At 39.5% G+C, this 19906-nt stretch carries 18 protein-coding genes; 3 read left to right on the plus strand and 15 right to left on the minus strand.

What is annotated here, in order from left to right:
- Nucleotides 1-2: 2 nt before the first annotated feature.
- From TW85_RS07860 to TW85_RS07870, 3 genes are all read right to left on the minus strand, one after another.
- Nucleotides 3-962, minus strand: coding sequence for an acetyltransferase (locus TW85_RS07860; RefSeq protein WP_046016568.1), 960 nt, complete (start codon nt 960-962; stop codon nt 3-5).
- A gap of 62 nt (nt 963-1024) precedes the next feature.
- Nucleotides 1025-1639, minus strand: coding sequence for an NUDIX domain-containing protein (locus TW85_RS07865; protein ID WP_052702003.1), 615 nt, complete (start codon nt 1637-1639; stop codon nt 1025-1027).
- Nucleotides 1632-2516: an energy-coupling factor ABC transporter permease gene (locus TW85_RS07870; protein WP_046016570.1), complete on the minus strand. Its 885-nt coding sequence runs from the start codon at nt 2514-2516 to the stop codon at nt 1632-1634. Before TW85_RS07870 ends, TW85_RS07865 begins: the two co-directional genes overlap by 8 nt.
- A gap of 112 nt (nt 2517-2628) precedes the next feature.
- Between TW85_RS07870 and TW85_RS07875 the strand changes: the two genes are divergently transcribed.
- The 3 genes from TW85_RS07875 (at nt 2629) to pseF (ending at nt 5238) form a co-directional block, all read left to right on the plus strand.
- Nucleotides 2629-3186, plus strand: a complete 558-nt coding sequence (locus TW85_RS07875) for a DNA-3-methyladenine glycosylase I (protein ID WP_046016571.1) — start codon at nt 2629-2631, stop codon at nt 3184-3186.
- A 148-nt stretch (nt 3187-3334) separates the two neighbouring features.
- The gene (gene pseC / locus TW85_RS07880) at nt 3335-4558 is read left to right on the plus strand and encodes a UDP-4-amino-4,6-dideoxy-N-acetyl-beta-L-altrosamine transaminase (RefSeq protein WP_046016572.1); all 1224 of its coding nucleotides are present in this window, start codon (nt 3335-3337) and stop codon (nt 4556-4558) included.
- The gene (pseF, locus tag TW85_RS07885) at nt 4555-5238 is read left to right on the plus strand and encodes a pseudaminic acid cytidylyltransferase (RefSeq protein WP_046016573.1); all 684 of its coding nucleotides are present in this window, start codon (nt 4555-4557) and stop codon (nt 5236-5238) included. Before pseC ends, pseF begins: the two co-directional genes overlap by 4 nt.
- Before the next feature lie 4 nt (nt 5239-5242).
- On the opposite strand, the gene pseG is transcribed toward pseF, so the two are convergent.
- The 12 genes from pseG to flgK form a co-directional block, all read right to left on the minus strand.
- A complete protein-coding gene (gene pseG, locus TW85_RS07890) occupies nt 5243-6244 on the minus strand; it encodes a UDP-2,4-diacetamido-2,4,6-trideoxy-beta-L-altropyranose hydrolase (RefSeq protein ID WP_157196907.1) in 1002 nt (333 codons plus the stop codon).
- Nucleotides 6245-6252: 8 nt separating this feature from the next.
- A complete protein-coding gene (gene pseI / locus TW85_RS07895; RefSeq protein ID WP_046016574.1) occupies nt 6253-7281 on the minus strand; it encodes a pseudaminic acid synthase in 1029 nt (342 codons plus the stop codon).
- 23 nt (nt 7282-7304) lie between these two features.
- Complete coding sequence (locus TW85_RS07900; protein WP_046016575.1) at nt 7305-9425, minus strand: 6-hydroxymethylpterin diphosphokinase MptE-like protein; 2121 nt, start codon at nt 9423-9425, stop codon at nt 7305-7307.
- Nucleotides 9418-9708: a hypothetical protein gene (locus TW85_RS07905; RefSeq protein ID WP_046016576.1), complete on the minus strand. Its 291-nt coding sequence runs from the start codon at nt 9706-9708 to the stop codon at nt 9418-9420. Before TW85_RS07905 ends, TW85_RS07900 begins: the two co-directional genes overlap by 8 nt.
- A gap of 3 nt (nt 9709-9711) precedes the next feature.
- Nucleotides 9712-10146, minus strand: coding sequence for a flagellar export chaperone FliS (fliS, locus tag TW85_RS07910; protein WP_046016577.1), 435 nt, complete (start codon nt 10144-10146; stop codon nt 9712-9714).
- Between the two features lie 26 nt (nt 10147-10172).
- Nucleotides 10173-11597 (minus strand): flagellar filament capping protein FliD, encoded by a 1425-nt coding sequence (fliD, locus tag TW85_RS07915; protein WP_046016578.1) that lies wholly within the window; start codon nt 11595-11597, stop codon nt 10173-10175.
- A 29-nt stretch (nt 11598-11626) separates the two neighbouring features.
- On the minus strand, nt 11627-12061 hold the full coding sequence (locus TW85_RS07920; RefSeq protein WP_046016579.1) for a flagellar protein FlaG: 435 nt from the start codon (nt 12059-12061) through the stop codon (nt 11627-11629).
- Between the two features lie 60 nt (nt 12062-12121).
- Entirely contained in the window at nt 12122-13009 is an 888-nt protein-coding gene (locus TW85_RS07925) for a flagellin (protein ID WP_046016580.1), read from the minus strand.
- A 721-nt stretch (nt 13010-13730) separates the two neighbouring features.
- On the minus strand, nt 13731-14621 hold the full coding sequence (locus TW85_RS07930; protein ID WP_046016581.1) for a flagellin: 891 nt from the start codon (nt 14619-14621) through the stop codon (nt 13731-13733).
- 394 nt (nt 14622-15015) lie between these two features.
- Nucleotides 15016-16602, minus strand: coding sequence for an HD domain-containing phosphohydrolase (locus tag TW85_RS07935; RefSeq protein WP_046016582.1), 1587 nt, complete (start codon nt 16600-16602; stop codon nt 15016-15018).
- 17 nt (nt 16603-16619) lie between these two features.
- On the minus strand, nt 16620-17849 hold the full coding sequence (gene flgL, locus TW85_RS07940) for a flagellar hook-associated protein FlgL (RefSeq protein ID WP_046016583.1): 1230 nt from the start codon (nt 17847-17849) through the stop codon (nt 16620-16622).
- A 5-nt stretch (nt 17850-17854) separates the two neighbouring features.
- A complete protein-coding gene (gene flgK / locus TW85_RS07945; RefSeq protein ID WP_046016584.1) occupies nt 17855-19834 on the minus strand; it encodes a flagellar hook-associated protein FlgK in 1980 nt (659 codons plus the stop codon).
- Nucleotides 19835-19906 lie beyond the last annotated feature (72 nt).

The raw sequence follows: 19906 nt of genomic DNA on the forward strand, positions 1-19906 counted from the left end.
TTCTAACTACTTTTGATTGCACCTTGTTTTGGCATATTTGCCTCTTGTTCTAAAGCCGCTTTATAGTGGCCTATGCGCTTATCTTTTTCAGCCCAAAATTGATTAAAACAATCATTAAACTCCAACCTATGTATTCCGGCAGGTTGAAAATCTGTCGAGCTTAGCACTTTATCTGGAAACGGAATGTTTCGTACAACTACCTTAGCAGATTTTAAACGCCCACAGAGCAAATCCCAAAATGAAATATTTTCTTGTGGATAAATAACACTCATATCCACAATGGCTTGAAATTTGTCAGGCATGGCTTGCAATACAAACGCAACACCACCCGTTTTGGGTTTTAATAGATATTGATAAGGAGAGTCTTGCTGGTCATGTTTCATCTGACTCCAGCGCGTTCCTTCCACAAAGCTTAGCACTGTATTAGGAGCTTGCATAAAACGTCGGCATGATCGACGTGTAGTCTCTATATCCTTTCCTTTCAAATGAGGGTGTTTAGCAAGAAAAGCTTTACTGTAGCGACGCATAAATGGAAAACCCATTAAATATGTCGCAGTACCTACCAGAGGAATCCAGATAAGGTTATGTTTCATAAAAACTTTTGGGAGAGGCATTCGTCCTTGTATTTGAGCGAAAACAACAAAGATATCGACCCAAGATTGATGGTTTGCAATAACAAATTGCCAAGTATCAGCCTGCTTTTTTTGTTCTTTATCTAGTGCCCAATTGACACCTAATACTTTGCGTAACCAAAAGTTTATAGCGGCAAACCAAGTTTCATATAACTGATGATAAATACTTTGAGACCTTTGTTCGTCTTGGGGTCGCCATAAAAAATAATAAAGTGCCGCTAGGTGTAATAGCGAGGCTAACCCTAAGGTAACGAGACAAATATGTAAGAAAGATAAAACGCCCAATAAAGGTCTAAAGGGCGCGATGACTTGCATTAAAGCTTTTAACATTAAACTTGTTCACCCACTATTTCATAACTTGATTCTATGGGTACAAGGTCGTCATGAAAGACTTAATTTTGAGTCCATTTTTGCCTTAATTCAGCTCGATTTAACGCTAACCATTGCAGTCCCATTATAGTACTTGCATTGTCTATATCCGTTTTCAATAAATCAATGGCATTTTCCGCCAACATTAAGTGCAAACGTATGTCTTCTCCTTCTTCTGGTAAGCCAAAGCTGCGCTTAACATCAACCTTGCTGGCATCAAACTCACCCGCATACATTCGCAAATATTCCACCAGTCCACCGGGAGAAGGCACAAATTTAAACATGTATTCTAAACGCTTTACTTCGACTCCCGCTTCTTCAAGTGATTCACGTCTAGCAACCTCCTCATCTTGTTCGCCTTCTTCAACCATACCCGCAACTAACTCCAGCAACCAAGGGCTTTCATGTTTCACGGCACAAGGTCTAAATTGCTCAATAAGAAGCACTTTATCAGCGACTGGGTCGTATAAAAGGACACAGACAGCATCATCACGCACCAGCATTTCTCGGCTTATTTCTTTACTCCACCCACCATCAAACAATCTGTGTTTAAGCGTGACCTTTTTCATGGTAAAGAAGCCTTCATAAAGAATCTCTTCTTTTTGAACCTCAACATCCTTCTGGGTAAACTTAGTCATGCTTTTTATTATCCTTTTCATTCAGTGAGTTATCATTATCTTTGTTATCTAAAGCTTTGTTACGCCAGCCTTCTGGTGGTCGATATTTATCAAAATTTTCTGTATCTAACGATTCAGGCTCTTCCTTATCTTCTTTATCCATTTGCATTTCTTGTGCATCTAAATTTAATGCATCTGGCACCTTATCTTGCTCAACCTTCTGACTCGGTGCTGGCTTTTGGAAATAGCGCTCATCATTAAATGCCTGCATCCAATGTGGGTGCAATATACTAAACCCAGAGATGAACATGCCATTCACAACCGCTTCTGGGAAAATAAATAGTGGCAAATAGCTGATGTAATCTAAAACGCCAAGGTTAAACTTAAATTGCCCACCTAGAAACAGCATAACACCAGCTAACGTGGCCACTAAAATAGAGGAGAGCAAACAACTTAAAAAGCCAGCCCCCATGATGAAAACAAAAGGGTTTTGAGGCTTCTTTGATTCAATCCAGAGATGAAGTTGCCAAGTAAAAGCAACAGGGATGACAGCATTGATAAAATAGTTAAGGGCAAAACTTTCCCATTGCCCTTGGCCAAGTATTAAAAACCCCGCTTGTGCAATTAGTGATCCGAGTAAAGCTAAGCTCCAACCGAACATTAGGCATAAAGTAGTAATACCCAAAAAGTGAATAGCAACATCTAAACTAATACTGATATTCACCTGCCAGATAATAAGCAGGACTATGGTTGCCGCAAAAAATCTATGCTGTAGCACCTTATCATTAATCAACGTCTTCCAATCAAGCCGCTTAATCATCAAAAATAAGAGTGGAATTAATAATAAGTTAAAAAACCATACCTGCCCTAAAGCAAGTAAATTACTGGAAATATTCATGTTAGGCTTCTTGTGACCTTAGTAAAATTTACAACGACTGCCGCAATTAAATGTAACTCACCTTAAAAGTCAGGCAAACTAGACTTTTTTATACGTTATCAGGCCTTTTATTATGTCACTTTTACGCTGCTCTTGGTGCCTTGCTTCTGATTCCTATATGGATTATCACGATAAAGATTGGGGCAAACCTATTTATGATGACCAAACACTTTTTGAGTACCTAGTATTGGAAAGTGCGCAAGCTGGATTAAGCTGGATCACTATACTTAATAAGCGTGAAGGCTACCGTAAAGCCTTCCATCAGTTTGATATCGATAAAGTGGCAAATATGACAGACACCGAACAAGAGGCCTTATTACTTAATCCAGAAATTGTTCGCCATAAAGGAAAGATACAAGCCACCATAAATAATGCAAAGCAGTTTCAAGAGATTATCAAAGAGCATGGCAGCTTCAGCACTTATTTCTGGGCCTTTAGTGATCATAAAGTCATAGATAATAAACCGGAAGATATTAGCCAAGTACCAGCCAGTACTGAGCTCTCACACACCATAGCTAAGGACTTGAAAAAAAGAGGCTTTAAGTTCTTTGGCCCAACAACCTGCTATGCTTTTATGCAAGCAACCGGCATGGTGAACGACCATATTTTAGCGTGCAGTTTTCGTACTTAAAATAAGACATGAAGAGACACACTATTAATGCTAATGTTTTCGCCATTTTTGCCGATATCAGTTTATGAGCATTTTTCTTTTAAACACTAATTTTGTGTAAATATTCAATTTTTAAAGCTCCCCTTATAAGCAATTAAGCAGTAATAAAATGGCCAAAAAGCATCATTTTAATGATCAAAATAATGAGTTCATACCTTATGGTAAGCAAAGTATCGATGACAAGGATATTGAAGCAGTCATAGGCGTTTTGAAATCGGATTTTTTAACTCAAGGGCCTGTCATCAAGCGCTTTGAAGAGTCTTTTTGTGAGTACACAGGCGCTAAATTTAGCCTTGCTGTTTGTAACGCCACGGCCGCACTACATGTTGCTTGTCTAGCCTTAAAAGTCACAAGCGGTGATATAGTCTGGACTTCGCCAAACTCTTTTATTGCTTCTGCAAACTGCGCACGCTTTTGTGGTGCTGATGTAGATTTTGTCGATATTGATGAAACTAGCTACAACCTATGCCCTGTTAAGTTAGAACAAAAGTTAATCAAAGCCAAAATAGATGGCAAACTTCCCAAGGTCGTCATTCCTGTGCATTTTGCAGGCCAACCCTGCGATATGGCAAGAATATTTGAACTATCTAAGATTTATGATTTTGCTATCATCGAAGATGCCTCACATGCCGTTGGCGCTCAATACCAAGATCAACTAATTGGGTCTTGTGAATTCTCTGATATCTGTATTTTTAGCTTCCACCCAGTGAAAATCATCACGTCTGGAGAAGGTGGCTTAGCGCTGACTAACCGCCCTGAGTTAGATAAAGCAATGCGTTCATTTGCATGTCATGCAATAGAAAGAGCAACCGAGGATCTCATAGATCAAGAGCAAGGTGAGTGGTATTACGAGCAACAAGCACTCGGTTTTAATTACAGAATGACTGAATTACAAGCTGCGCTGGGGTTATCCCAACTAGAGAAAGTCACCTCATTTGTTAAAAAGAGACACCAACTATTTGAGCAGTATAACTATCTCTTAAAAGACTTAGACATTCACCTTCCTCATATTTTTGACAACTCTTATTCATCTGTTCACTTATACCCTATTCGTCTCTCAAAACGACTTGTTCCTTATAAAAAGTGGATTTTTTCCACTTTAAGGCGATTAGGAATTGGAGTCCAAACACACTATATCCCTATTCATACTCAGCCCTATTATCAAGCCCTTGGCTTTAAATGGGGAGACTTCCCCATTGCTGAAAGTTATTATCAAAGCAGTATCTCTTTACCTATGTATTCAGATCTAACCTTGCACCAACAAACTCATATCACTCAGATACTTGAGCAAATTTTAGAGCAGGTAGATAGTGAGTCTAAGGGGGCAATATGATTAACGTTGCCATTATCCCTGCTAGAGGCGGTTCACAACGTCTATCCAAAAAAAACATTATTGAACTACATGGCAAGCCACTCATTGCCTATTCCATTGAAACGGCAATGAAAACAAAGCTGTTTGATCGCATTATTGTCTCGACGGATTGCGAGGAAATTGCTTCAGTGGCTAGGTTATTTGGCGCAGAAACCCCTTTTACTAGACCGGCAGAGCTCTCTGATCATTACAGTACGACGACAGCTGTCTTTCAGCATGCCGTCAGCTGGTTAGTATCTTCAGGAGAAAAGGTTGATAAAGCCTGCATGATTTATGCTACCTGCCCTCTGCTAAAGCCTGAGTACTTAATTCAAGGCTATGAGAAGTTAACTCAAGCTAAATTTAGCTTTGCTGCCACCAGTTTTGCTTTTCCGGTACAAAGGGCGCTAAAGCAAACCAGTTCAGGACATGTTGCTCCTATGTACCCTGAGTTTATACAGCATAGGTCTCAAGATCTTATTGAAGCTATTCATGATGCAGGACAATTCTATTGGGCTAGAGCGAAAGACTTAGTAGAAGGCCCAGAGTTTTTTGGTCCTGAGTCAAAGCCAGTTATGCTCCCTCGATGTTTAGTACAAGATTTAGATACAGCAGAAGACTTCGAAGTGCTAAAGCAATTATTAGAATTGCATTCCGATTAACTATCTAAAATGTCGATTCTATTTTTTCGAGTATCTGATCTAACCCTGAGTGCTGTGAGTGAGGAATACGAGATTGACACTGACTGAGATAATCAGTGTCATCCCAATCCACCATGATTTGCTCGCATATCTTGGCCACCATCAGTGCCCTAACATCTTTTCCTTTATCATGCATTCGATACACTCTGCACCACCCATAGCTTTCATGCTCTTTTAGCAGCTCGGTTTGATTATCCGCTACCTGTAAAAAACTACTTGGTACACCCATGGCAGCTAGCTCAAACAAGGTGCTTCCACCTGCTGAAATAGCCATTTTAGCTTGACTCATCAACCCAGCAACATCTCTTACACTCTGTTGATACTCAATATTATGCTGCTGACAAAAAGCAATGACTTGATCTGCTCCCTTTGCATTCTGACCAAGCATAACCATCATATTTTCAGAACGAAAACCTAATGAGTTTAAACATGTAAGGATAGGCAGAGTTAAAGAAAGAGAGTCTGTTCCTCCTAAAGTGATAAATAGTTTATCAGAGGAACCATGTGGTTTGCGCCTAAATTGGGGTCTTAACAAAGCATAATCTAAACCAAGAAACAGGTCTGGTGCTTCCTGATAGCTTCGTTTTAAGTTAGCAAGATTAACTTGGTAATCCAAAGAGATAGGGTTTAGCAGCCAACGACAATATAAAGCCCCCCTATCATTCATATCATCGATCAAAAAGAGCTTAGGCTGGGCTTTATACAAAGCCTCAATCATCTTTGAATCATATTGATAGTGATCCAGTATGACGAGGTCTGCCTGTGCAGCCATCTCTAAAAAAGCGTCCTCATGACTAATAAAAATATCCTCATCAGTACTCATTTGACAACAACTAACATGACAAACAAAAGATACTTGCCAACCTTTCTCGCAAAATAAGTCTGCCAAAATTTGACACCTTACTCTGTGCCCCATACCGATTTCTTGAGAAGCATCCGCTCGGATAAGTAGTTGTATATTGGCCACATTTAGCACTAAAGAATTTGCTCTTCTAACATGGAAAAATCCAGTGCTTCCCCTTTTTTCACATCAACGTTCAAGGTTTTACCCAAGACATCAGGCCAATGCTTTGGCGCAAGTCCTAGTGAAGGCCTGATAATTTGCATATTAGAGTCAGACAATTTATCGCCTTTCTTACTATCTTTTGAGATATAAATTGAGCGACGATATTTTCTATAATCTTGTTCTGCTTTGGTACCACCATAAGTCACTTCACCAAGCGCAGCTTTCGCCTGTCGACAGGCAGAGACTAATTGAGCTAATTCATCCGGCTCCATGGAGAAAGCAGCATCAACCCCACCTGCACTTCGATCCAAGACAAAGTGTTTTTCTATAACACTGGCACCTAACGCCGTAGCAGCAACTGCTGCAGCAAAACCTTGAGTGTGATCAGATAAACCGACCTGACAATCAAATGTTTTGGCTAAATCTGCAAGTGTTGCTAAATTAGAATCTTCAATTTTCGCAGGATAAGTACTGGTACATTTGAGCAAGGTGATGTCATTATCACTGATTGATCTAACAAGGCTCACCGCTTCTTCAATTTCAGCTTTGGTTGCCATACCGGTAGACATAATCATCGGCTTACCCGTTTTTGCGACAGCTGATATTAGAGGCAAATCAGTTAATTCAAACGAAGCAATTTTATATAATGGCACATCAAGCTCTTCTAAGAAGTTGACTGCTGCAATATCAAAGGGTGAACTAAAAGCGATAAGACCGAGTGATTTAGCATAATCAAATAAAGGTTTATGCCACTCATAAGGAGTAGAGGCTTTTGCATAAAGGTCATATAAATTGTCACCTTCCCACAAACTCCCCTGAGCAGATACCATAAACTCTTCATTTCTTACATCTAACGTCATGGAGTCTGCAGTGTAGGTTTGTAGCTTTATTGCATCGACACCGGTTTTAGCAGCGGCTTCTATCATGGCTTTAGCCAAAGAAAAGTCTTGATTATGATTGCCTGATAACTCAGCAATAATAAAAGGGGATTGCGGCATTGAATCAACCTTAAATAAGTTAATTAGCCATTGTATAACAAACGCATTTTATCCGAGCCACCATCAACAAACTGGCTCACATCGTCTGCCATAATTGGCATTTCTTGTAAAAAATCACACCATATATTAAAGATTTTTTTAGCGTGTAATACGGCTTCATGCTCTTCACGGTAAGCATAAACCGATTTAATAATGGCGAAAGCAGAATAGGTAAAAGAGCCAGCAAAAATATCATATAGATGAGTATGTATTGTGGTCTTTAATAAGAATAAGGTTCTATATTGATGCCATAACAAGTTAGTGACATCTTCTCGGGTTTGAATTTTGTCATCCCAGCCTTGTTGCAAGAATTCAACCACTTCATCAAACGCTGTTTGAGAGATAAGCTCCTTGGTATCCATGGACATCACTTGCTCAGGTGCATTATCAAAGAAAGTTTCGTATAAAACCTCAATCACTTTTTGTTTATTAATATCTGGATCAAATATCATGGCATCTTCAGGCTGAACAGGAATACTGCCCTCAATTTTGGCGCCATCAGACAAATTAAAACATGAAAAGCTTCTTTCTTTATGTAGTTGTTTAAGCATTAACTCAAGTTGCACACGAGATGAGTCCATAATACTTGTGGTATGAACTTCACCACCAAAGTTACCTGGCCTAACAACCAGTTTTTCTTCAACAAAAGTCTGAAAACCTGTTTCTTTACCGTCTTTACCATAATAACCACTGTGCTTGGAGTGGTGCACAGTCATATCTTTAAAGCCGTTATCAACGCCAGCAAAGTAGACGTTTTTAAAGCCAAATAAATGCACAAAGGATAAAGCTAAGTTAGCAACGATAGGGCCTGAGTGATTCATTTGTACATATTCAGTACTATCACCCGCCGCTCTTGCTTTAGACAGAATAAGGGACGTAATTGCTTCACCCGGCTTCATCCCCATGCCGCTACGTTTAAAATACTTGAAGAAGTCAGGGTGCATAACATCAACACTTAAAGCCAAAATATCTTCAAGATAGTCAGCCTCTAAGAACTCAAACTTTTGGGCGGTATGAATCATACGCTCAACATCAACATGCATATCAGGCTTAATACCTAGTCGGCTTAAAGTGTTGATCGTCGTACCACAACAAATAAATAGGGCTTTATCTTTAACTTCTTTGATTAGCTCAATCGAATTATCTAAGGAAGGTCCGTTACCTAAAATAAAGACAGGAATATCTTTCATCCAGTTAGGTAAAGAGTTGGGAGCACCCGCGTCATTTCGCGTCACTCTCGCTAGCTTAGATTTAGGTAGAGACTTCAATCCGTGTGCTACCCCCATTAAAGCGTCATCAAAAAAACCCCATCCCATTATTTGAGTACTATAATGTTTTACAAAGTAATCCAGTGCAGCCTGTATTTCAGGGCTAAGATAGGCCACATGCAAATACGTCATACCTGCCATAAAAAAGCCATTTTCGGTTAGCTGTAAAGCATATTTTTGACTTAGCTCTTTAGGACTCAAACCAATAATAATGTGAATGGTTTTGCCATCTTGATTGAATTTTTCAAGAATTGGACGCCAATCTATGGCAAACAGAGAGTAATAAAATAAATCTGGGTTAGCTTCATAAAGGTAAAGGTGTTTAACTTCTTTACGGGCTAGAAATGCCTCTAACTGATAACCAAGTTCTATGCCGAAAAAAAATACTGATCCAGCAAAATCGGGTATTTCTGTCAGAGGCGTTAGTCCCTCTGCACCTTGATCTATCACATCTTGGATAAGGTTATTAAAATAAACATGTCGAGATGGATGATCTTTAGTACGAGTGATATCTAACGCCGTTTTATTTGGCTCGTTTATCACCTTGTCAATTTTTGCTGCTGCTTTACTTTTTACGGGACCTTGATACAAAGGATTATCTGGCGCCAGATCGATATTTAGATCACCAAACTCATCCAAGAATATTTCTTGGTTTTGCGGTCTAAATGACTGAAAACTTTCAAAAATATGAGGCATCATTTCTTCTAAAGCCTGCATATTTTTCTGAAATTTCTCGGTAAAAATAGCATCCTTTTGTCTAAGTGATTCCAATCTCTCTTGTTTCTGTTTAAGTCTTGCTTCAACAGAGGCTATAGAGTCATTGATATCATTAGACATTTGAGGAGATTCCTTTGTATTGTTTGATACTTTTTCGAGCGTGTTTGGATTTGCTAAGGGCACCTTTAAGCTTGTCACGTGCTTTAGTAACAAGTAATTGAGCCTTGGTATGACTTTGTTGAAATGCGTTTAATACATCCAGGTCTTCTGGTTTCGCAGGTTCATTATCTTTAACTAGCTTTACGCCTTGTTGGCATAGAGAAAGCACTAAAGGAATATCAGACTGCTCGATAGCAGCATTGATTTGTAGGGTAATATCCTCTAATGCTTGATGGTATTCCATAGTTTAACCGTTACCTAATCGCTCATTCTCTTTTTCCATATAAGCTTCTTGCTTATCTAATTCTGAGATTTGATCCCAAGCACCTTTAATTTGAAGCATCAAACCCATAACTTCATCAATAATACTGTTATCAAGCTTAGAGCTTGCTTCAGTAATTCTGAATGTCATGTAGTCATAGAGGGAATCAAGGTTATCTGCAAGCTCAGGGTTATATGAGCGATCAAGAGAGTCTTTGAGGGCGTTAATAATTTCAATCGCGCGAGTTAATACGTTTGCCTTTCCTTCCAAGTCGCGTCTTTCAATACAACCTTTAGCAAGGGCAAGCCTTTCAAGCGCCCCCTGCATCAACAGCTGTATAATACGGTGCGGGTCGGCTCCGGCAAGGTCAGACTTTAAAGAATCTTTTTTATAAGCCTGAATACCCTTGTTTACGTACATACATTAACTCCAATTCTTCTAGTCTTCTATTCTAATCCCGCCAGCTGACTACGTAAGTAGGCGCCACTGGCATTCATTTCAGCGATCGAGCTATCAAGTGAAGAATATTGTTTACGCAATGTTTTTTCATATTGCTCCATCCTAAGATCAAATGCCTCTCTAGATTCATCATTAGAGGTAATTTGAGACTGGATAGAGTCTTCAGTACTGCGAAATAGTCCACTTGCGCCCATATAAGGTTGCATCAGCTCATCAAAAGCTTTTGCAATTCCACGCTCTCCAGTAAACATATCGGCAAAATTTCTAAAACCTGAACTAATTGCGTTATCTAATTTATAACTATCGACTTTAATTAAGCCATTTCTTTCAACTTCTAGGCCTAAATCGAACATAGTTCTAAATTCACCATCACCTTCAAAAGTTCTACCTAAGGTAGTAACTAAAGAAGACTCAAGATTTCGGAGTAGACTATTCCCCTGTAATGTTCCGCCCATTTGCGTAAGATCATTAAAGGTGGATACCATCTTATTATAGGAATCGGTTAAGGTTCTAATCGATTCTTTGATGGTTTCAGAGTCGGTCGAGATAGATGCTGCGACCTGCCCCTCTGTTTTATTCAAGGCTTCAATTTCTAGGCCTTGAACGGCTTTATCAAAAGTATTGTTTTCACCCTGTATTTCAACACCATCAACATTAATGATGCCGTTTTGAGAGAACTGAGTTGAAATAAGGTTATCAGGAACCATGCTTAAATTATTCTTAGTTGATTTAAGCAAGTCTGTGTATTTTTGCGGAAGTGTCGCGAAATCATAGCGGGTATCTGTCCCCATGATATCGACTAAAGTTTTTTCGTAACTTGAAATAGTAAGGTCGTTACCATCCCCCGTCTTATCAGATTCGATAATAAGGCGAACATCACCCTCACCAGTATCAATAATACTAGCGGAAACACCAAAGTTCTTTTCAGCTTGAGCAATGATGCCTGACAATTCTGCCAGTGTCGTACCACCTTCTAGGTTGATGGTAAAAGACTCATTACCTGCAGCAAATGTCATAGTACCACCTAATGCAGTTAAAACTTCATCGGGAGATTCAAACACATTAGGTAACAACTCCATCCGACTTCCGGATGCGACCTGATTTACACCAACATTGTATTGACCATTTCGAGCTCGACCACTTGCTTCTATTGCAACAGCATCGCCCGTACTTGGTTGCTCAATATCGGCAATACGGCTATTAAATAAACGAGGGTCATTAACTTTTTTAACGGCTTCATGAAAGGAAAACGCCACTGACTCCGCTGAACCAACAGCAGAAAGCTCAACCGACAAATCTGATATTTTTTGCTCATAAGCTGCAATTTTAGAATCTCTTTGAGAACTAACTAAGCCACTCACAAGAGATTCCAAATCCATACCAGAACCTGTTCCTAAGGCTCCCACACTCATATACTGCCCCTAAATTTAAGTCAAAGTTGCTAAACCTCTCGATTCACTAACGCGCCTTTGATATCACCCAATTCACTTAATAACGCTTGAATACGTTCAGACATTTCAACAAACTCTTCTGTCGGTATTTGTCTGACGACCTCTCCCGTTTCTTGATCAAGCACTTTAACAACATTATCTTTGTTTGCACTTGAAACATCAAAAGAAAGCTTAATATTTAACTGCGCCATACTCTTAGTTGAGTCCATTAGCTGCTGAAAGTCTACTTTTTCCTTTTTTTCGTTTACGTCCCTTTGCATGTATCTAGCATCAGCTTGAACGTTCTGGCCTTCACGAAGAGATGTTACAGTTTTCGTTTCTCGCGTTTTTTCTTGCGCAAAACTCTCTGTCCTCGAGTGTTGAAGCTGTTGGCCAACACCAAGATCCATTGAGCTTTTTAATAAATCACTCGAACCTATTGCCATGATAGCACCCTCCAAAACCCAAAAAGCTGAGGTAGCCCCCAGCTTTTATCACGCACTGAATTAGCCTAAAAGCGATAATGCAGTTTGCGGTCTTTGGTTTGCTTGAGACAGAATAGTCGTACTTGCTTGTTGCAAAATTTGATTACTTGTCAATTCAGCAGTTTCTTTAGCGAAGTCGGCATCAGCAATACGTGATTTCGCGCCTTCAACATTCTCTTTGATGTTACCCAAGTTACTAATAGTAGAACTGAAACGGTTTTGAACCGCACCAAGCTCCGCACGCTTAGTATCGACAGCAGCAATCATACTACCTAGCATTTCAATCATACTTTGCGCATTGGCAACAGATGAAATAGATGCAGTAGCAGAAGTAACAACGGTTGTACCCGCTGCAGATGAAAGACCTTGTACACTAAATCCACCAAGACCAGAAACATCAACACTGTTGCTTACACCAGCAGTAGCTAGGGAGAAACTGATTGTTTGCTGTGAATCAGCACCAACCTGGAAAACACCTGATGAATAAGAACCGTCAAGTAAGTTCTGACCACCGAAGGTAGTATCAGAAGCAACACGGTCAATCTCAGTTGTTAGTGCAGAGATCTCTTGTTGTAGCGCTAATCGGTCATCATCGGTGTTAGAACCGTTTGCTGACTGAATTGCCAAGGTACGCATACGTTGCAACATGTTTGTTGTTTCGTCCATCGCGCCTTCAGCAGTTTGCGCCAAAGAAATACCATCGTTAGCATTTCGAATAGATTGGTTCAAACCATTTGTCTGAGAAGTCAAACGGTTAGAGATTTGCAAGCCAGCAGCATCGTCTGCCGCACTATTGATACGCTTACCAGATGCTAAACGTTCAAAAGTTGTATCCAAGTTATTACCTGAAGTGGATAACTGACGCTGAGCATACAAAGAAGTCGTATTTGTATTTACATATACAGACATTATAGCCTCCTAGTTTCGCCTAATTGTTTACCTGCCAGGTAAACGCTTTTTTCCGATATTGAATGCGTGTCGCCAAACACGATTCCAATAATCGTAAAACCTCTTAAATTTGTTTTCGGCCCAAAAAACAAAAGCTTTAGATAAAAAAGATACTTTTTTCCTTAAGGCGGAAAAAAAAGGCATAGAAAGCGGCAATAAAAATCCTTATTCACTTGTTATTTCAACAAGTTAGATAGATTTTTAATGATAAAAAATAAAGAAAATATTTTTTATATAGGAGGATTTGTCCATTTTTTTCAAATCTGGTGCTTTTTTATACTTTATTAATCGAACAGAAAGGTTGGCACAGGTATTGCTATAGATATGTTGTGGGACTGCCAATCTCACAAAAAAAAAGCCAAACACTTCGAATGTTTGGCTGAAATCACTTCTAGGAGAGAGAAGCGAAATTTTCAAGTGCCATCGCCAAACCTCTTGCCTCCGGCATTTGAAAGTCCTTCGTAGAGCGGCCTGATCAGCCGCTTTTTTTATGCCATTAGAAAACTAATGGCTTGCCAATCACTTCTTCAAAAGAAGCCTTTAGTAAATCCCTTTAACTTTCGCCAAAAAGCTAAAAGCAATTTCGCTTACTTATCAACCTTCACCAATTAACCTCTAGTTGATAAGCCCTTCGCAGAGCAGCCTAACTAAATTTTAAACGTGATCTTGTGACCGCGATTTATTAACCCCCTAGTAGGGACATCGCTGATTGTGGTCTTTGGTTTGCTTGCGACAAGATAGTTGTACTAGCTTGTTGCAGAATTTGATTACTTGTCATGGTCGCAGTTTCTTCCGCGAAGTCCGCATCACGAATTCGTGAACGTGCGCCTTCAACATTCTCTTTGATGTTACCCAAGTTACTAATGGTAGAAGAGAATCGGTTTTGTACCGCACCAAGCTCCGCACGCTTAGTATCAACCGCAGCAATCATGCTACCCAGCATTTCAATCATACTTTGCGCATTCGCAACAGAAGACACAGATGCTGTTAATGAAGTAATAATGGTTGTACCAGCAGCAGTCGATAAACCCTGTACGTTAAAACCACCTGCAGCAGAAATATCAACACTATTGTTAGTACCACCACTTGCAAGAGAGAAACTAATTGTCTGACTTGCATCAGCACCTACTTGGAAACTACCCGATGCATATGTTCCATCAAGCAAGTTTTGTCCACCGAAGGTAGTCGTATCAGCAACACGGTCAATCTCTGTTGCTAGCTGAGCAATCTCTTGCTGAATAGCCAAACGGTCATCATCTGTATTGGAACCGTTGGCAGATTGGATAGCGAGAGTACGCATACGTTGCAACATGTTAGTTGTTTCGTCCATCGCACCTTCAGCAGTTTGCGCTAGGGAAATACCATCGTTTGCATTTCGCATCGCCTGGTTTAGACCATTTGTCTGAGATGTCAAACGGTTCGAGATTTGAAGACCCGCTGCATCATCTGCTGCGCTGTTAATTCGTTGACCAGAAGCCAAACGCTCGAAAGATTTATCTAACACGTCACCAGAATTACCTAATTGACGCTGAGCGTATAATGACGTTGTATTAGTATTTACATAAAGTGCCATTGTTTTCTCTCCTAAAACAAGATTTTCACTCAACAACCATTAGTGTTATTTAATTATTTGGTTGTTTGCTTGATACAATAGTTATCGACGACATGAAAACTTACTTTAATTTTTTTTATAACTTTTTTTATTTTGATCTTTTAATTTATTTTGAGGATATAACTTATCGATCGAATATAGAAAACCTTTAATTTTTTATTAAATATTTTCAATAAAAACAATCAAATCAAATAAAATCAATTACTTATAATCAATTTATTTTTTTGCATCACGACTCAAACTTATAAAAAGCAAGAATCAAACATTATATTAACAACCACTCATTTAAATAAAAAAGAAAAGAATTAGAGAATTAGAGAATTAGAGAATTAGAGAATTAGAGAATTAGAGAAGATTATACAAATAGATAATCTTCCATTTTTATATTAATTAATTGCGCATCAACAATTCTTTTAATAGATACATCACCTGCCGTGACTTCTAAATCAATATCTTGAGGTGCCATACTTGTTTTTTGTTTAGCCAAATAGATTTGTCTAACCAGTTTTGGTGTTAACGCCTTATTCAACGTCAAAACAAAACCAATTCGTCCGTTCGACAATTCAACACAGGTACCAATTGGAATACGACCAACGCATTGAACAAAGCGCTTAGTTAAATCAGCATCAAAGGCTAGACCCGCTTCATCCGTGATTCTTTTGCAAGCTTGCGCTGGACTCATAGGGCTTTTATGGGACTGGGTCGATGTCATCGCATCATAGGCATCGATAATGGCGGCCATTTTGCCATAGACAGAGATTTCCTCACCAATTTTGCCCTCAGGGTAACCAGTACCATCAATTTTTTCATGATGATCTTCAAGCATTTGATAAACTATTTTCACTAACCAATCTGACGCCTTAACTGCCCGTAAGCCAAAGCTGATATGCTTTTTAAACATCTCAAACTCTGACTCAGAAAGCTTACCCGCCTTATTCACCATAGGCTCTGGCAATTTAAAGCGACCATAATCAAATAACAAACCGCCAAGCGCAATGGCTTTAACATAGGCATCAGACATCTTTAAACTTTTAGCAAAGTGTATTGCCAGAATACAACACCCTATTAGGTGCTTCACCAGGTAAGTATCAGGTGAACGCACAAACCTCACACACAAGAGTGCGCTCGGATTTCTATCGTAAGAAGCAATTAGCTTATCGATTAACTCAACTAAAACCTTCTCATCAAAGGCTTTTCCTTGTTTGAATGGCGCCTCTTGAGATAATACGATTGCCATAGCCTCCTCATATAAAGGCAAGGCATCTTTAATCTCATCCGCCACACTCACAGTCTTAGTCTTTTTAACAGCCCTTGCCATAAGCGATCTTTGTCTTAACGACAAGGTAGCTTCTGGTTTCTTTTCAGAGACGACAGCCTCTTCATTATAAGCAGGCATATCACTTTCTGTTTCTTTGATTGGCTTAGCTGCCTCAGACTCTTCGCCATTCTCCCCCAAGCGCCCCTCTTTAAAATCTAAAATATAGTCTCGGGTATAGTCATTAAGAATATTACGGAAGTATTTAAAGGCGCTTTGACCTTTTTCATAGCGGGTTCTAACATCGCGAGAGTCATAACGACCATCAAGCTTACGTAAACTTTTTACAGATTTGCCAACAGCAACAGATAAGCAGACTTCCAACAACCTTTCCTGGGCGTCATAGAGTCGATCTTTTGGATTAGCGATAATATTCTTATCGTAAAAGTAGGGATCATAAGGAAGCAGTCCGGAAGCAAGAGCCGGCTTAACAAAATCGAGAACCATCTGCCTCTTAACAATGGCAACGATCCTATGTTTACTCCCTTGTTGTTTAGCAATTTTCTTAACTTTTGATGAATAACTTACTTCCGTTTTAAGCCCTAACACCTCGATAATTTTATCGATATCAAAGTAGCTAAAGCTAATATCTACGCCAAATAAGCGTTCAACATCAAATTTTTTCATAAGGCACTATTTCTTTCTTACATGGTGTCAAACAAAGATAAGTTAGATAATCGGTTAAAGAGTTTCTGAGAAGAGCTTATGGCAGCCTCTTCTTGTGCCAGCTCAGATGCAGCTTCCGCAATATCTAAACCAGCAATCTCATCTTGGGCAACACGATTAGAAATTGACTTCATTTCCCCGTAGGAGCCGACTTGGGCAATGGTGTTTAAGTTAGCACCAACCTCAGAGCGCGCAGTATCTACAGAGTTCATAGTATTTCGCAGACTTACTGTTGCATCACGTAAAGCACTTTTTCTTTGATAAAAATCTGTATCTGGGTCCAATAAAACCTTAAGTGTTTTATTCATCTCATTAAGTATATTGTCACGCTCAGGCTTATCAAAAGTCACCACCCCAGTTGTACCAGCTGCACCCTCTAGAGTTAGCTCCATTCCAAATACATTAATAGGGCGCCCAGATTCAAATGCACCACTGGCAACAACCTCACCAACAGAGTTAGTTAGAGTGAATGTATCCCCAATACCTGCTCCAGCGCCTGGCACAGTAGCGAAGACAAAAACATTTTGCGTTGCGTCAATCGCACTGTAATTTTTTTGCAAAAAATCATCGTAAACACTTTGATCTTTTATCTCTGTTCTTACACTCGTTTCACCCGCTAATTGGGTATAAGTAAAATTATTTCGCGTCCAAACATCTTCGAAAACGGTTTTACCTGAATCAGCCCCAGTCACTGTCACATTATCTGAGATCTGTAATTTTTTACGGCCTTCATCACCTTCAAATTCATAGCGACCATCTGGCTTTAACTCAAAAGCAGAACGTGTTGATTCATGCCCTGAAAAGATATGATTGCCATCTGAATCTGTTGAGTTCATTAAATCTGCTGCGGCTAAAGTCAGCATTTGTAACTCTTCAGAAATCGCACCTAAATCTTGATCCCCGTATGCGCCATTCTCAGCTTGAATCAAAAGTATATTGGCACGGTTAAAGAGGTCAGTCAGACCGTCCAGTACAACCTCTTCATATTCAAGGCTGTTTTTTGCCATTACGGCATTTTCAGAGTACTGATCCAATAATAAGTTCACTGCTTCATAGCGCATGACTTGAGCAGCACCCACAGGGTCATCACTGGCCGTCATAATGTCGGTATTTTCAGAAATACGTCTTTGGGTCTGCAAATACCTTTCATTCGACTTAGTTAAGTCAGTTAACGATTGGTTATAGATAAAATTATTTGAAACTCGCATATCAATTACCTAATCGAATTTAAAAGGGTTTGGAAACTTTTTTCAGCCGCCGAGATTACCTGAGAAGAAGCTGCATATGAGTTTTGATAACGAATCAAGTTCACTGCCTCCTCATCTAAACTTACGGCAGAGACTTCGTCACGACGTGCGATACTTTGCTCCATCATGACTTCACTTGATTCCATATTTGTCTTAGCTGTATTGGTTAAATTACCTACCCTTGCCACGGTTGAAGTGTAGGCATCGGCAAAACTTTGGCTACCACCAACCAGGGCTTTATTTTGTAAGTCAGCTATGGCGCGCCCATTATAGTTATCATGTCGACCAGATTGGTTGAAAGAGATATTAAAGACATCACCCGCGGTAGGCTTACTAGATAAGGAGACATCATAGCCCGACTCATCTAATCCGGCCTGAGCTAACAAGTCTGTATAGTTTTTAGCATCTGCAACCTGAGCTAGAATCAGACCATCCTGATCCAAGACATCAAAGCTGGTTTCACTGGTAAATCGAATGCCTTGTGGTGCAAACCGATACAAATCACCATCAGCACTAAAAGCAGAGGTATCGGCATCTGTATTAGATACAGACGAAATAGAAATTTTGGCATCAGATAAGTTATCAGCACTTCTCTCTACCTGTATCGGCGCATTCATTGCCAAATCATCACCACTAGTTGATGCCAAAGAGATATTAGCGGCAGCTAAGCTTGTTGGTGCAAACTGAAAGGTATCACCAGGCCTGAAACCTACTTTGACATCTTCTTCTAATTTTAACTCTATCCCTATTCCAGGAATCGAAAAATACCCGTCAGGTGTCTTTTCCATTTGATCTAAATCGAAAAACCTTGCTGGCGCAGTCGATTCACCAGAGACACCAAAGCTTCTTAATTCAAAAGCATTATTTGATGTCATGATAAGTTCATAAGTATCCGTTGAAAGCTCTGATGCTTTACCTTCTTCAACCCTAACATCAACTTCATGAATCAAACTTGAGTTCTTTCCACTTTGGCTGACAGTAATATCAGCAAGATCAAATATGCGCTTACCATAATCACCATTAGCATCTAGGCCTAAACGGTTTTGCTGATTAACACTGTCAGAAATAACAATCGCCTGCTGACCTAACTGCCTATCTAACTCTTCAAGAAAGTCAGCGCGGTAATTCATCAAGCCACCAATTGAGCCGCCTAAATCGGTTGTATCTATCCCTAACTCATAATCCTCAAAGTCCAAAACTAATTCATAAGTAGTAGAATCATACTCACTTGGAGAGAGGCTAAGTTTATTGACACTGGTTTGCAGCACCAAAGGCTGCCCGCCTCCAAGCTGCAACTCCATCAAATCATTTTCATCAAAACTAATTTTAATATCGAGATATTCACTAATTTGACGAGCGATATCTTCTTGAGTATCCCTAAGTTCATTTGCTTTAGATCCACCAACCGTTTCTTGTACAAGGATCTTGCCATTAAGGTCAGCAATCTGATTAGCATATTCATTAATAATATCGATATTCGAGGTAAGCTGCTCGTTCACCAATGACGTTTGATCTTGAGAAAAGCTTGCCAGCTCATTGAAGTGGCTAACAAGGTTCTTCAAATCTGTATAAGCAATTTTTCGAGTACCCGTATTGGTAGGGTCACTATTAACTGACTGCAAAGAGTCAAATGCATTGTTTAAATAGGTATTAAGAGAGGTCGCTTTATCAGAAAAGATCTCATCAGCAATTGCACCTTGCTGATAATAGCTATCGAAATAATTGTAGTTTGAGGTATCGCTTCTTAACTGGGTATTAACAAATTCGTCAACAACTCGCTTAGTCGAACCAACTTCAACACCACCATTTTGCTGAGTCGATAAACTCGTGGTTTGTCGGTTATAACCTTCTGTATTGACGTTGGCAGTGTTTTGACCGGTTGTCACAATCTGGGCAGAGCTTGCCAACACACCAGATAAGCCAATCGAATAAAGGTCGCCAGCCATTTTAATACCCCTAAGTCAGAACAATACGAAAGCTAAAAAGCCTTCATTTATTTAATATATCGACTTAGGATG

The organism is Marinomonas sp. S3726 (assembly GCF_000967665.1).
In the GTDB taxonomy this organism is placed as follows: domain Bacteria; phylum Pseudomonadota; class Gammaproteobacteria; order Pseudomonadales; family Marinomonadaceae; genus Marinomonas.

What these genes read in the sequence shown, in the direction of transcription:
- TW85_RS07865 (WP_052702003.1), bottom strand. Translation starts at nt 1,639, where the DNA reads ATGACTAAGTTTACCCAGAAGGATGTTGAGGTTCAAAAAGAAGAGATT.
- TW85_RS07935 (WP_046016582.1), bottom strand. Translation starts at nt 16,602, where the DNA reads ATGAAAAAATTTGATGTTGAACGCTTATTTGGCGTAGATATTAGCTTT.
- flgK (WP_046016584.1), bottom strand. Translation starts at nt 19,834, where the DNA reads ATGGCTGGCGACCTTTATTCGATTGGCTTATCTGGTGTGTTGGCAAGC.
- pseF (WP_046016573.1), top strand. Translation starts at nt 4,555, where the DNA reads ATGATTAACGTTGCCATTATCCCTGCTAGAGGCGGTTCACAACGTCTA.
- pseC (WP_046016572.1), top strand. Translation starts at nt 3,335, where the DNA reads ATGGCCAAAAAGCATCATTTTAATGATCAAAATAATGAGTTCATACCT.
- TW85_RS07905 (WP_046016576.1), bottom strand. Translation starts at nt 9,708, where the DNA reads ATGGAATACCATCAAGCATTAGAGGATATTACCCTACAAATCAATGCT.
- fliD (WP_046016578.1), bottom strand. Translation starts at nt 11,597, where the DNA reads ATGAGTGTGGGAGCCTTAGGAACAGGTTCTGGTATGGATTTGGAATCT.
- flgL (WP_046016583.1), bottom strand. Translation starts at nt 17,849, where the DNA reads ATGCGAGTTTCAAATAATTTTATCTATAACCAATCGTTAACTGACTTA.
- fliS (WP_046016577.1), bottom strand. Translation starts at nt 10,146, where the DNA reads ATGTACGTAAACAAGGGTATTCAGGCTTATAAAAAAGATTCTTTAAAG.
- TW85_RS07875 (WP_046016571.1), top strand. Translation starts at nt 2,629, where the DNA reads ATGTCACTTTTACGCTGCTCTTGGTGCCTTGCTTCTGATTCCTATATG.
- TW85_RS07860 (WP_046016568.1), bottom strand. Translation starts at nt 962, where the DNA reads ATGTTAAAAGCTTTAATGCAAGTCATCGCGCCCTTTAGACCTTTATTG.
- TW85_RS07925 (WP_046016580.1), bottom strand. Translation starts at nt 13,009, where the DNA reads ATGTCTGTATATGTAAATACAAATACGACTTCTTTGTATGCTCAGCGT.
- TW85_RS07930 (WP_046016581.1), bottom strand. Translation starts at nt 14,621, where the DNA reads ATGGCACTTTATGTAAATACTAATACAACGTCATTATACGCTCAGCGT.
- TW85_RS07920 (WP_046016579.1), bottom strand. Translation starts at nt 12,061, where the DNA reads ATGGCAATAGGTTCGAGTGATTTATTAAAAAGCTCAATGGATCTTGGT.
- TW85_RS07870 (WP_046016570.1), bottom strand. Translation starts at nt 2,516, where the DNA reads ATGAATATTTCCAGTAATTTACTTGCTTTAGGGCAGGTATGGTTTTTT.
- TW85_RS07900 (WP_046016575.1), bottom strand. Translation starts at nt 9,425, where the DNA reads ATGTCTAATGATATCAATGACTCTATAGCCTCTGTTGAAGCAAGACTT.
- pseI (WP_046016574.1), bottom strand. Translation starts at nt 7,281, where the DNA reads ATGCCGCAATCCCCTTTTATTATTGCTGAGTTATCAGGCAATCATAAT.